Raw genomic sequence first — 12,957 nt, 5'->3', positions numbered from 1 at the left:
GCGAAAGCGAATGTATTATTCTTGGAATATTTTCTTTACCAACACCACTTTCCCCGGTTACCATTACCGAAATATCAGTGGGAGCAACCTGAATGGCTTTTTCAATGGCGCGATTTAATTTTGGGTCATTCCCAATAATCTCAAAGCGTTGTTTTATTGCTTGAACTGTTTCCATGTAAAATTTTGTTTCAAGTTTTGTTTGTTTCAGGCTTCAAGTTGCTGAATGTTTGAGTCTTAAAGCCGGAAATAATGTTTTTATTTTTTATCTCAATATTAATGATTACCGCTAATTTTTAATCAACCACAAATTACACAAATTTGCGCAAATTCACTTTAAGAATTTATTAATCGTTTATGTACTAATGATTTGTTTTGAAAGTTTGCAATTATTCCGACAGGAGTATCTGCAAGTTTCATATAATTTAATGTTTGGGCGAGATGATCATTGCAAATTTCTTTAACAGATTTCACTTCTAATATTATATCATCGTAAACAATAAAATCTGCATAAAATTTATGAGGCAAAATAATTCCTTTATATTCTATTGCAAACTCCTTTTCTCGTTGGTATGGAATCTGATGGTTTTTAAATTCAATTTCTAATGCGTCTTTGTATACGATTTCAAGTAATCCAGATCCTAATAATCTATGTACTTCCATACATATTCCAACAATAGTGTAATTCTCGTTTTTCTTGTAATAATATTCGTTTGAGTCAGACATAGAGATTAATTTGTGAAATTTGCGGTTAAAAAATTAATTCATTTCACTCAACCCAACAGCTTCCCCTTTCAAAGTTCCGCTCGTACAGCTTGTAATTTTTACATTTACAAACTCCCCAATTTTATAATTTTCTTTCGGGAAAACAACCGTAATACTTTGTGAATTTCTTCCTGAAAATTCTTCAGTTGATTTTTTAGATACTTTTTCAACTAAAACTTCTACGACCTGACCAACGAATTCTTCGCTTCTAAACCAAGCGTGTTTTTGTTGCAAATCGACAATTTCCTGCAGTCTTCTTGCTTTTGTTTCTTCCGAGACATCATCTTCCATTTTTCTTCCGGCCAGAGTTCCTGGACGTTCAGAATACGAATACATATAACCGAAATTATATTTCACATATTCCATCAAACTCATTGTATCTTGGTGATCTTGTTCTGTTTCTGTCGGGAAACCGGCAATCATATCCTGCGAGATCGAAGCATTCGGAATAATTGCTCTGATTTTGTCTATCAAACTCATGTATTCTTCACGAGTATGCAAGCGATTCATTTCTTTCAAAATTCTATTGCTTCCGGACTGAACCGGCAAGTGAATATGTTTACAGATATTAGGGTGTTTCGCAATAACATGCAAAACACTTTCGTGCATATCCTGCGGATTAGAAGTCGAAAATCGGATACGCATTTTTGGGAAACCAACCGCAACCATTTCAAGCAATTGATCAAAATCAACAGCAGTAGCTTTTTGCATTTCAGAAGCAGTTATAAAATCTTTTTTCAAACCGCCACCGTACCAAAGATAACTGTCAACATTCTGACCCAAAAGTGTAATTTCCTTAAAGCCTTTGTCCCACAAATCCTGAATTTCTCCCATGATACTTTGTGGTTCACGGCTGCGTTCACGTCCGCGTGTAAAAGGCACAACACAAAAAGTACACATATTATCACAGCCACGGGTTATCGAAACCAAAGCTGTAATTCCGTTGCTCATCAAACGAACCGGTGAAATATCTCCGTATGTTTCTTCTTTCGATAAAATTACATTGATGGCGTCACGGCCTTCTTCCACTTCTGCCAATAAATTCGGTAAATCTTTATAAGCATCAGGACCAACAACAAGGTCGACAATTTTTTCTTCTTCCAGAAACTGACTTTTTAAACGCTCTGCCATACAGCCCAGAACGCCCACTTTCATTTTCGGATTAATACGCTTTACAGCATTATATTTCTCTAAACGTTTGCGAATAGTCTGTTCGGCTTTATCGCGGATCGAGCAGGTGTTTACCAATACTAAATCAGCATCTTCAAGTGTTTGGGTGGTATTATATCCATTAATGGACAAAATCGAAGCTACAATCTCACTGTCCGAAAAATTCATCGCACAACCATAACTTTCTATAAAAAGCTTTTTTGTATTCTCAGGTTTATTTTCTAAAACAAGACTTTCACCCTGTTTGCTTTCTTCAATAATCTTTTCCATTTCGTAAATTCAAAGTGCAAAGATAACGCAAAAGGTATAAATATGACAAGATGTCAGATAAAGAATTAACAATGTTTTGAGAAATCCTGGTAAAAAGCAATTCGTAATTGATAATTCATAATTAAGATGCAGCTATTCCGGCTTTCCGTTTCAAGTCCTCATACAAAAAGCAAAGTTTCCAATGTTTTAAAAGAGCTTCCGCTGGTCGCTTTTTTAAAACAGGAAACTTTTGCTTTTTTTATTCCGGGCTTTCCACTGTAATCCGGGCTATTGAACTCGCGCTAAAAAGAACTTTTATCGGTCTTAAACCTTTAAAAGTTATACCTATATATATTATCAATCCGTTTACAGATAAATCTGCAATTTTTGGAAACATAATATCAAAATACCTTAAAAATAAATTATCAAGGTTGATATTTAAAAAAAACTTCTACTTTTGTTGCAGAAAAATAGACCAATGGCAAAGAATTTAGTAATAGTGGAATCACCTGCAAAGGCGAAAACGATAGAGAAATTTCTGGGTAGCGATTTTCAGGTAGAATCAAGTTATGGTCACATAGCCGATTTGCCATCAAAAGAAATAGGAGTTGATGTAGAGAATGGTTTTAAGCCTAAATACGAAGTTTCTCCTGATAAAAAAGCCTTGGTAAGTAAATTAAAAGCCTTATCTAAGAAAGCCGAAATGGTTTGGTTAGCAAGTGATGAGGACCGCGAGGGTGAGGCTATATCATGGCATCTTGCTGAAGAACTGAAATTGGATAGTAAAAAAACCAAACGAATTGTTTTTCATGAAATTACCAAATCAGCAATTCTTAAAGCAATAGATAATCCAAGAGAAATTGATTATAATTTAGTAAATGCACAACAGGCACGACGTGTTCTGGATCGTTTAGTGGGTTATGAATTATCTCCTGTTTTATGGAGAAAAATTAAAGGCGGATTATCAGCAGGACGTGTACAGTCAGTTTCTGTGCGTTTAATTGTAGAAAGAGAAAGAGAAATCCAAAATTTTAATGCAATTGCAAGTTATTCAGTTGTTGCTGAGTTTGTAAATGAAGCCGGAAAAACTTTCAAAGCCAGATTGCCTAAAAATTTCAATACTAAAAAAGAAGCCGAAGATTTCTTAAAACAAAATATCGGTTCACAATATAAAGTTTCTGATTTAGAAACAAAACCTACCAAAAAATCCCCCACAGCACCATTTACAACTTCAACACTTCAACAGGAAGCAGCGAGAAAGCTGTATTTGCCAGTAGGAATTACAATGCAATTAGCACAACGTTTATACGAAGCCGGACTTATTACCTATATGAGAACCGATAGTGTAAACCTTTCTAAAGACGCAATGGATGCGGCCGAAGCTGAAATCATCAAATCATACGGCAAAGAGTTTTCGAAACCCCGAACTTTTGCCAATAAAAGTAAAGGAGCACAGGAAGCTCACGAAGCGATTCGGCCAACTGATATGTCACGTCATACTGTAAACATAGATCGCGATCAGGCTCGTTTGTATGATTTGATATGGAAAAGAACTTTGGCATCTCAAATGAGCGATGCACAATTAGAAAGAACAAATGTAAAAATTCAAGCAAATAATCATAGTGAGATTTTTACAGCTTCAGGAGAAGTATTACTTTTTGAAGGTTTCCTGAAAGTATACTTGGAAGGACACGATGATGATGAAGAAGAACAAGAAGGAATGTTGCCAGCCTTAAAAGTGAATGAAAAATTGGTTAACAGTTATATCACGGCAACTGAAAGATATTCGAGACCACCGGCACGTTATACTGAAGCTTCTTTAGTGAAAAAATTAGAAGAATTAGGAATTGGTCGTCCATCAACATATGCACCAACTATTTCCACTATCATCAATAGAAACTATGTTGAAAAAGGAACACTGGAAGGTCAGGAACGTAATTATACGCAACTTACCTTGCAGGCTGATAAAGTAGGCGAGAAGCTATTGAAGGAAAATACAGGTTCTGATAAAGGCAAATTGGTTCCAACAGATATTGGTACAATCGTTACTGATTTCCTTGTTAAGAATTTTGGAAATATCCTGGATTATAATTTCACCGCAAAAGTAGAACAGGATTTTGACGAAATTGCCGAAGGGAATATTGATTGGGCAACCATGATGCAGGAGTTCTATGATAAGTTTCATCCAAATGTGAAAGATGTTGAAGCCAATGCCGAAAGAGAAAGTGGTGAAAGAATTCTGGGTAAAGATACTGATGGAAGACAGGTGTCTGTTCGTCTGGGAAAATTTGGACCAATGGCTCAAATCGGAGAGGCGGATGACGAAGATAAAAAGTTTGCCAGTTTAATGACTGATCAAAATATTGGGAATATTACTCTTGAAGAAGCTTTGAATTTGTTTTTATTGCCTAAAAATTTAGGTGAATATAAAGGAGAAGAAGTTGAGGTAAGCAATGGTCGTTATGGGCCTTATGTACGTCATGGAAGTGTTTTTATTTCGCTGCCAAGAGGTGAAGATCCTCTTGCCGTTACAAAAGAAAGAGCACAGGAATTAATTGATGAAAAAGCAATTGCCGATGCTCCGATTGCGGTTTATAAAGGTGAAGGAGTACAAAAAGGTGTTGGCCGATTTGGACCTTTCATCAAATGGAATGGTATTTTTATTAATGTAAGCAAGAAATATAATTTTGATAATTTGTCTCAACAAGACGTTCAGGATTTGATTGAAGATAAATTACAAAAAAATATTGATAAAGTACTTCACAATTGGGAAGACGAAGGTATTTTGGTAGAAAAAGCACGTTGGGGGCGCTCCGTAATAACAAAAGGAAAAATTAAAATTGAATTGAGTAAAGATGTTGATGCAACCAAATTAACATTAGCTGAAGTTCAGGAAATGGTTGCCAGAAAAACGCCGGCAAAAAAAGCAGCACCAGCTAAGAAAGCAACACCAACTAAGAAAGCTGCTGCTAAAAAACCAGTTGCTAAAAAGAAATAAAAATGGAATTTGATTTTCTAAAACCAGTAGATGAAACAATTCTGGAATTTGTTAACTCACTTTCTTCCCAGGAATTAGGCAGCAAGGTTGTTTTTCATACTAAGGATCAGTTTCCTGATGTTAGTAAAATTAACATCGCAATAATTGGTGTATTAGAAGACCGTAGAAATATAAATATCGTAAATGCAGTTAATTTATCTACTGTTCGAAAAAAAATTTATAGTATGTTTCCGGGTAATTGGGATGCTTCAATTGCTGATTTGGGAGATATAATCTCAGGAAATTCAGTAGAAGATACTTATTTTGCTCTTAAAAAGGTTACTTCAACATTAATAAAAAATGAAGTCATTCCGATAGTCATAGGAGGTTCTCAGGATTTAACTTATGCTTTATACCGTGCTTATGATGATTTAGAGCAAATGGTAAATTTGGTTTCAGTAGATAATAAATTTGATTTTGGAAGAGAAAATGAAACAGTTTCTGCGGGTTCTTATCTTAGTAAGATTATTGTTGATGAACCAAACAACCTGTTTAATTATTGCAATATAGGATATCAGACCTATTATAATTCACAAGAGGAAATCGATCTAATTGAAAAATTATTTTTTGACGCCTACCGACTAGGTGAAATCTCAAACAATATTGCTTTAGCAGAGCCTGTCTTTAGAGATGCTGATTTGGTGAGTTTTGATCTTAATTCAGTTAAGTCATCCGATTCAGGAAATATGATTTTGTTTGAACCAAATGGGTTTAATGGAAAAGAAATTTGTTCTTTATCAAGATATGCCGGAATTAGTGATAAAGTCTCTGCTTTTGGTATTTTTAATCATAATAGTACAGTTGCTGAATCTGTTTTGATTTCACAAATAGTATGGTACTTTATTGAAGGTTATCATTATCGTTCAAAAGAATATCCATTTGGAAACAGAGATAATTATTTAAAATATATTGTCCCTTTGGAAAATGAAGAATTAGTTTTTTATAAAAGTGACAAAACGGACAGATGGTGGATTGAAATACCGCATATTTTAAAGAGCAATAATAAGTTAAAAATTAATACGTTATTACCGTGTTCTTATGAAGAGTATTTACACGCTTGTAATCAGGAATTACCGGAGAGATGGTGGAAAGCACAACGAAAAAATGTTTTGTAAATTAAAAAAAATATTAAAAAGCGAAATTTTGTGATTTTATAAAGATTTATTTTTATTTTAATTAATAGGAATATATTTTCAATAAATAAAAAAATATGTATTTTGTCGATTATTTGTGTTGTTTTATCGATTTTTTATTTTTTTTTTATTTTTTTTAACATTATTTTTGAACGTTAAAATAAATATTCACAGAGTATTGTTTTTTAAAAAAATAATAAATAGGTTTACGAACTTATAATAATGAATAGAAATCCCAAATTTATATGAAGAAGTTTATTGCATTTGCGACAATGTTAACACTAGTAATTAGCTGTGGAAAATCAGGTGATAAAGGTGAATTAGTAGGTGTGCAAGGAGGAAAATGGCATCCGGAAAAGCCATATGGTATGACTTTGGTTCCGGGTGGATCATTTATTATGGGTAAATCAGATGCTGATTTGGCTGCAGTAGAAGATGCTCCAACAAAGACAGTAACAGTTCGTTCGTTTTATATGGATGAAACAGAGATCACCAATGCTGAGTATCGTCAGTTTGTGGAATGGGTTAAGGATTCAACAATGCGAGTTCGTTTAGCTATTTTAGCAGATGAAACTGGTCAAAAGGCAGCTGGTGATGGAAAAGGAAAGAATGCCGGCAGTATTGCAGACTATGCATTTAATGATTCTGAGCCGGATAAAATGACTGCTTATGATAAGTATATGTATGATAACTATTATAGTGTAGGAACAAAAGATGATCCTTACGCAGGAAGAAAATTAAATAAAAAAGTTAAATTAATAAAAGATACTAAAGCTTATCCTGATGCTTATTATGCTGAAGTAATGGATTCTATGTATTTGCCAATTGAAGAATCATACAATGGTTTGAGAACAATTGATGTGAATAAATTGAAATTCCGTTATTCCTGGATGGATATTCAGGCGGCAGCAAAGGCTAAAGTTGGTAAGAGAAAAGATTTTGTAAAGACAGAAGAAGTGCCTATTTATCCTGATACGGCAGTTTGGATTAAGGATTTTGCCTATTCTTATAATGAGCCAATGCATAATGATTACTTTTGGCACAAAGCATACGGAGATTATCCTGTAGTTGGTGTAACCTGGAAACAAGCTAAAGCTTTCTGTGCATGGAGAACTTTAAATAAAAACAGCTACATTAAATCTAAGAAAAAAGGACGTGATTTAGTAAATGTATTTAGATTACCAACAGAAGCAGAATGGGAATATGCTGCTAGAGGCGGTCTTGAATCTGCAACTTATCCATGGGGAGGTCCTTACACCAAAAGTGACAGAGGTTGTTTTATGGCGAACTTTAAGCCAAGCAGGGGTGATTATGCTGCTGATGAAGCATTGTATACCGTAGAAGCAAAATCATATGAAGTAAATGGATATGGATTGTATAATATGGCGGGAAATGTTGCTGAATGGACTGATTCTGCATATAATCCAAATGCATACGAATATGTTTCTACAATGAATCCAAATGTAATTGACGGAAATAACCAAAGAAAAGTTGTTCGTGGAGGTTCCTGGAAAGATGTTGCTTATTTTTTACAGGTTAGTACCCGTGATCATGAATATGCAGATTCAGCAAGAAGTTATATTGGGTTTAGAACCGTACAGGATTACATGGGAACTCAGGTAACAGGAAATAAAAAAAAGTAAATTAAAATTGAATTAAATAAATAACCTAAATCTAATTAAACCTAAAACAAAAAGTATTATGGCATTATTAAGTAAAAAAGCAATGAATTTCGCTTATGGTATGGGAGCGGCAGTAGTAATTATTGGAGCTTTATTCAAAATTACTCACTTTGAACTTGGTCCGTTAACAGGTACCGTTATGCTTTCTATAGGATTGTTAACTGAGGCATTAATTTTTGCACTTTCTGCTTTTGAACCTGTTGATGATGAGTTAGACTGGACTCTTGTTTATCCAGAATTAGCAAATGGTCAGGCTAGAAAAAAAGCAGACATTGAAACTCCAAGTGACGCGCAGGGTTTACTATCTCAAAAATTAGACATAATGCTTAAAGAAGCTAAAATTGACAGTGAATTAATGTCAAGTTTAGGAAACAGTATCAAAAACTTCGAAGGAGCTGCAAAAGCAATTTCTCCAACAGTTGATTCTATTACCGGGCAAAAGAAATATGCGGAAGAAATTTCTATGGCTGCAGCCCAAATGGAATCATTAAATAGTTTATATAAAGTACAGTTAGAAAGTGCTTCAAGAAACGCACAAGCTAACAGTGAAATAGCTGATAATGCTAATAAATTAAAAGAGCAAATGCAATCTATGACTGCGAATATCGCTTCTTTAAACAGTGTTTATGGAGGTATGCTTTCTGCAATGAGTAACAAAGGATAATTAGTTTTTAACTAGATATTAAATTTTATTAATAAAAACTAATTTTAAAAAAATGGCAGGAGGAAAATTAACCCCTAGACAGAAGATGATTAACCTGATGTATCTGGTTTTCATCGCAATGTTAGCAATGAACGTATCAAAAGAAGTAATATCTGCTTTTGGTCTGATGAATGAAAAGTTCGAAAGTGCAAATACTTCTTCAGTTGTGACAAATGAATCATTGTTATCATCTTTAGATCAAAAAGCTGCTGAAGCAAAAGGAGAATTTGCTATTGCTGCAGTAACGGCTCATAAAGTGGAATCGATTTCAAAAGAATTTTTTAATTATATAGGTGCTTTAAAAGCACAATCTATAAAAGGATTTGAAATAGACAAGGAAACAGGAAAATTGCCTTATGAATCTATGGATAGAGGTGATAATATCGACGACTGGTTTACAGGAGACGGTTACACTAAAAAAGGTAAGGAAATTATTTCTAAGATTGAGAAATACAAGTCAGATATTAAAGCTGCTTTAGGTACAGATAAAAAATATGCTGGTATTATTTCTGAAATTGAGAAAAAATTTGATGTTTCAGATGTGAAAAATAAAGATGGTATAAAAGAAAGATATTTAGAATATCATTTTAAAGGCTTTCCTGCAATTGCATCAGCTGCTAAACTTTCAGCTTGGCAAAATGATGTTCAGAAAGTTCAAACGGATGTTTATAATAGTGCTTTAGGAAAAGCGGCTGTTGCTGCAGCTTCTTACAGTAATTATCAGGCAATAGTTGTTTTGGATAAAAATGCTTATTTCCAAGGTGAAAAAGTAACAGGTAAAGTGGTTTTAGGTCGTTATGACGAAAATACAAAGCCAACTTCATTTCAGGGTCCTGGACAGATTGTAAATGGACAAGCCGTTATTTCATTAACAGCTGGAGGTGTTGGTGAGCAAAATATTAATGGTCAGTTTAGTTTCCTTGAAGATGGAAAAAACATTCCTCTTAAATTTGCTGGCAAATATGTTGTAGTTCCAAGACCAAACTCTGCTACTATTTCAGCTGATAAAATGAACGTTGTTTATAGAGGTGTTGTTAACCCAATCTCTGTATCATTCGCTGGTGTTGATGCTAATAAAATTGTTGCAAGTGCTCCGGGATTAAATTCAGCTGGTAAACCTGGCAAATATAATATGAGTCCAGGTCAGGGAACCGAAGCTACAATCTCTGTCACAGGAACATTACCAAATGGTGAGAAAGTTACAGATAAGAAAACTTTTAGAATTAAAGGTATACCTGGGCCAACAGGAACAATTAGAGGAGAAATGGGTGTTGTAAAAGGACCTAAATCTAACTTAGAAATTGCTACTATTGGTGCTAAACTTGTTGATTTCGATTTTGAAGTTGGTTTGGATGTTGTTGGATTTAACCTAAAAGTTACTGGACAACCTACTGTTGTTGTTAATGGTAACAGATTAAATGCTCAATGTAAATCAGTTCTTTCGAAAGCAGGCAGAGGGGATCAGGTAACAATTTCTGAAATTAAAACTAAACTTGTTGGGGCTGGTAGTTATTTATTACCAAGAACTGCTCCGGTAATTTTCGAAATACAATAATAAAGTAGGTAAAACTACGTTCAATATCTTATAATGATATCATGATGAAAGTAAGAAATTTTTTAATAGCTGTTTTTTCTATCGCAGGGGGGCTTTCTTCGTTTGCACAATCCAATTTGCTTAATGCGAAGACACCTGATCAGATAGGACTTAAAACTCCTGCTCAGCTTATATCGGATAACGATAAGCCATTAGCTTACGGTTATGTAGATGATAGAGATGTATTAATGGGAAAAACTACCTGGGAGATTATTGATTTAAATGAAAAAATCAATTTTCCATTGTATTTTCCAATAGATACTGCTAATATTGGCTCGAACAGACGCTCTTTATATGATGTTTTGACAAAAGCCCTTAAAAATGGCAAGATAACAGAGGTGTATACTGATAGCTATTTCAATACTAAAAAATCTCTTAAAGACATCGAGGGTTCATTATCCCGTGTTGATACTACAGATGCTGGTAGAGAATTGATTAACCAATATCCGGATGACTATAAAACTCACGTTGTTAAGAAGAAAGTTGTTACTGGTAGTGGTAAAAAGAAAGTTATTACTTATGTTGATGAAACAGTTCCTGCTTCTAGAACAGTTCCGTCTGAATATGTATTAAAACAGGATCTTACTGCTCAGGATGTGTCTGAATATAAAATAAAAGGATACTGGTATTTTGATAAACGTCAAAGTGAATTAAAATATCGTTTACTTGGTATTTGTCCGGTAACTCCTGATGTATATACGATGAATAGTGATGAAAAGGATTATATTGAATTGTTTTGGGTTTTCTATCCTAATGCACGAGAAGTTTTACATGAAGCAAAAGCTTTTAATGACAATAATTCGGCCTTACCAATTTCTTTTGATCAAATTTTGAATTCAAGACGTTTTAATGCAGTTATTTACAAAGAAGAAAACTTGTACGGTGATCGTGAGATTAAAGAGTACATGAAGGATAATGCACAAAATCAATTGTTGGAATCAGAAAGAGTAAAAGAGAAGATTCGTAATTTTGAACAAGATATGTGGAACTACTAAGTAGTTAAAATACATTATAAAAAACTCTTACTATATTATAGTAAGAGTTTTTTCTTTTAAACCATTTGTATGATTGATTATATAATTGTCGGTTCTGGACTAGCCGGAATTTCTTTTGCAGAAATGGCTTTAAAATACAATAAAAAAATTCTGGTAATTGATGATAAATCCCAAAACTCATCAAGGATTGCAGGAGGTTTATATAATCCGGTCATTTTAAAACGCTTTAGTGAAGTATGGCAAGCTCAGGAGCAACTTCGTGTCATGGATGAATTTTATGAAAATATTCAATCTAAACTCAATGAAAAGTTTAATTTTCAACTTCCAATTTTAAGAAAATTTTTTTCTGTTGAAGAGCAGAACAACTGGTTTTCAGCTTCTGATAAAAAAAATTTAGCCCCCTTTCTGTCTACAAAATTAATTTGCACAAAATATAATGGCATTGATTCGCCATATGATTATGGAGAAGTTTTGCATACAGGATATGTCGACACAGCTTTTTTATTGGATAGTTATAAAGAATATTTACTGCAGAATAAAATCTTATTAGAGCAATTTTTTGATTATGGGTTAATCGAATTTTTTGATTATGGTATTCAATATAAAAATATTACGGCAAGACACATTATTTTTGCTGAAGGCTTCGGTTTGAGTAAAAACCCATTTTTTAACTATCTCCCATTAGATGGTACAAAAGGCGAATTATTTATAATAAGAGCTCCGGATTTAGATTTAAATGTTATTATAAACACTAGTGTTTTTATATTGCCATTAGGTGATGCTTTGTTTAAGGTTGGCTCAACATACAACTGGAAGGACAAAACAGATATACCTACACAAGAAGGAAAAGAAGAACTTTTAGAACGAATAAAAGAAATTATTGCATGTGATTTTCAAATCATTAAACACTTTGCAGGAGTGAGGCCAACAGTTAAAGACAGAAGACCCTTAATTGGAACACATTATTCACATAAATCACTGCATATTCTTAATGGCCTTGGAACACGTGGAGTAATGCTTGGACCAGCAATGGCAAAAGATTTATTTAATAGTATTGAAAATGGAATTGATTTAAATCCTGAAATCGATATCCAGCGATTTAATAAAAAATATTTACAAACTCTTATTTTAGACCGGCCTTAGGATTGTAAGAGACAAACATATTGATATAAATGTTTCTTGATAATCTCAAAACAAATGGAAACAAAAAAACTAAAGTAACAATGATGCTTATAAAAGATCTTTCTATAGTTGTGCCAACGAAAACAAAAGAAATAATAAAAGCTGCAATTCCTGTGGCAACATTTAACCCATAACTAACATACATAGCACCGTAAAAAAAAGAAGGTTCAATTTGATATTTTAACCCACAATGACTGCATTTTTCATTCATTTTTAGAACATTAGTCAAATGCAAAGGATTTTTGTCGTAATACATGCTTTCATTTTGGCATTTAGGACAACTTCCTGTTAAAATACTATTTAATTTGGATCCTTTTTTTAACATTTGCAAAAAATTTAATTTCCATCAATTTGGGACTGTAAATTTACACAATCAATTAGTTATAAAATAACATTACATGCTTAATATACATAATTTATCGGTTTCTTTTGGAGGTTCTTATTTGTTTG

11 protein-coding genes are annotated in these 12,957 nt (G+C 33.4%); 7 read left to right on the top strand and 4 right to left on the bottom strand.

Annotated features, from left to right (window positions below; all coding sequences use genetic code 11):
• The 3 genes from ABI657_RS17320 to miaB all read right to left on the bottom strand — a co-directional run.
• Positions 1 to 175 (bottom strand): sigma 54-interacting transcriptional regulator (locus tag ABI657_RS17320; RefSeq protein WP_348098524.1); only part of this gene is annotated, 175 nt, incomplete at its 3' end.
• Positions 176 to 333: 158 nt separating this feature from the next.
• Positions 334 to 723, bottom strand: coding sequence for a GxxExxY protein (locus ABI657_RS17315; RefSeq protein WP_348098522.1), 390 nt, complete (start codon positions 721 to 723; stop codon positions 334 to 336).
• Positions 724 to 756: 33 nt separating this feature from the next.
• A complete protein-coding gene (gene miaB / locus ABI657_RS17310) occupies positions 757 to 2,202 on the bottom strand; it encodes a tRNA (N6-isopentenyl adenosine(37)-C2)-methylthiotransferase MiaB (RefSeq protein ID WP_348098521.1) in 1,446 nt (481 codons plus the stop codon).
• A gap of 457 nt (positions 2,203 to 2,659) precedes the next feature.
• On the opposite strand from miaB, the gene topA reads away from it, so the two are divergent.
• From topA to ABI657_RS17275, 7 genes are all read left to right on the top strand, one after another.
• A complete protein-coding gene (gene topA / locus ABI657_RS17305; protein ID WP_348098520.1) occupies positions 2,660 to 5,179 on the top strand; it encodes a type I DNA topoisomerase in 2,520 nt (839 codons plus the stop codon).
• Between the two features lie 2 nt (positions 5,180 to 5,181).
• Complete coding sequence (locus ABI657_RS17300; protein ID WP_348098519.1) at positions 5,182 to 6,333, top strand: formimidoylglutamase; 1,152 nt, start codon at positions 5,182 to 5,184, stop codon at positions 6,331 to 6,333.
• A 263-nt stretch (positions 6,334 to 6,596) separates the two neighbouring features.
• Positions 6,597 to 7,994 carry a gliding motility lipoprotein GldK gene (gene gldK / locus ABI657_RS17295; protein WP_348098518.1) on the top strand — a complete coding sequence of 466 codons (1,398 nt, stop codon included), beginning with the start codon at positions 6,597 to 6,599 and terminating at the stop codon, positions 7,992 to 7,994.
• A 58-nt stretch (positions 7,995 to 8,052) separates the two neighbouring features.
• The gene (gene gldL / locus ABI657_RS17290) at positions 8,053 to 8,697 is read left to right on the top strand and encodes a gliding motility protein GldL (protein ID WP_348098517.1); all 645 of its coding nucleotides are present in this window, start codon (positions 8,053 to 8,055) and stop codon (positions 8,695 to 8,697) included.
• A gap of 52 nt (positions 8,698 to 8,749) precedes the next feature.
• Positions 8,750 to 10,291, top strand: coding sequence for a gliding motility protein GldM (gene gldM, locus ABI657_RS17285; RefSeq protein WP_348098516.1), 1,542 nt, complete (start codon positions 8,750 to 8,752; stop codon positions 10,289 to 10,291).
• Between the two features lie 44 nt (positions 10,292 to 10,335).
• Complete coding sequence (gene gldN / locus ABI657_RS17280) at positions 10,336 to 11,325, top strand: gliding motility protein GldN (protein WP_348098523.1); 990 nt, start codon at positions 10,336 to 10,338, stop codon at positions 11,323 to 11,325.
• Between the two features lie 69 nt (positions 11,326 to 11,394).
• The gene (locus tag ABI657_RS17275; protein ID WP_348098515.1) at positions 11,395 to 12,468 is read left to right on the top strand and encodes an FAD-binding oxidoreductase; all 1,074 of its coding nucleotides are present in this window, start codon (positions 11,395 to 11,397) and stop codon (positions 12,466 to 12,468) included.
• Here the strand turns inward: ABI657_RS17275 and ABI657_RS17270 are convergent.
• The gene (locus tag ABI657_RS17270) at positions 12,449 to 12,832 is read right to left on the bottom strand and encodes a DUF983 domain-containing protein (protein ID WP_348098514.1); all 384 of its coding nucleotides are present in this window, start codon (positions 12,830 to 12,832) and stop codon (positions 12,449 to 12,451) included. The genes ABI657_RS17275 and ABI657_RS17270 overlap by 20 nt on opposite strands.
• Positions 12,833 to 12,957 lie beyond the last annotated feature (125 nt).

It is taken from the genome of Flavobacterium sp. (assembly GCF_039930565.1).
Lineage (GTDB): Bacteria > Bacteroidota > Bacteroidia > Flavobacteriales > Flavobacteriaceae > Flavobacterium.
Note: the sequence above shows the minus strand (reverse complement) of the source record. Positions and strands in the feature narration are given on the sequence as shown.

Excerpts from the sequence above, each read along its gene's own strand:
- ABI657_RS17315 (WP_348098522.1), bottom strand. The coding sequence starts at position 723 with ATGTCTGACTCAAACGAATATTATTACAAGAAAAACGAGAATTACACT.
- topA (WP_348098520.1), top strand. The coding sequence starts at position 2,660 with ATGGCAAAGAATTTAGTAATAGTGGAATCACCTGCAAAGGCGAAAACG.
- ABI657_RS17270 (WP_348098514.1), bottom strand. The coding sequence starts at position 12,832 with ATGTTAAAAAAAGGATCCAAATTAAATAGTATTTTAACAGGAAGTTGT.
- gldK (WP_348098518.1), top strand. The coding sequence starts at position 6,597 with ATGAAGAAGTTTATTGCATTTGCGACAATGTTAACACTAGTAATTAGC.
- ABI657_RS17300 (WP_348098519.1), top strand. The coding sequence starts at position 5,182 with ATGGAATTTGATTTTCTAAAACCAGTAGATGAAACAATTCTGGAATTT.
- ABI657_RS17275 (WP_348098515.1), top strand. The coding sequence starts at position 11,395 with ATGATTGATTATATAATTGTCGGTTCTGGACTAGCCGGAATTTCTTTT.
- gldN (WP_348098523.1), top strand. The coding sequence starts at position 10,336 with ATGAAAGTAAGAAATTTTTTAATAGCTGTTTTTTCTATCGCAGGGGGG.
- gldL (WP_348098517.1), top strand. The coding sequence starts at position 8,053 with ATGGCATTATTAAGTAAAAAAGCAATGAATTTCGCTTATGGTATGGGA.
- gldM (WP_348098516.1), top strand. The coding sequence starts at position 8,750 with ATGGCAGGAGGAAAATTAACCCCTAGACAGAAGATGATTAACCTGATG.
- miaB (WP_348098521.1), bottom strand. The coding sequence starts at position 2,202 with ATGGAAAAGATTATTGAAGAAAGCAAACAGGGTGAAAGTCTTGTTTTA.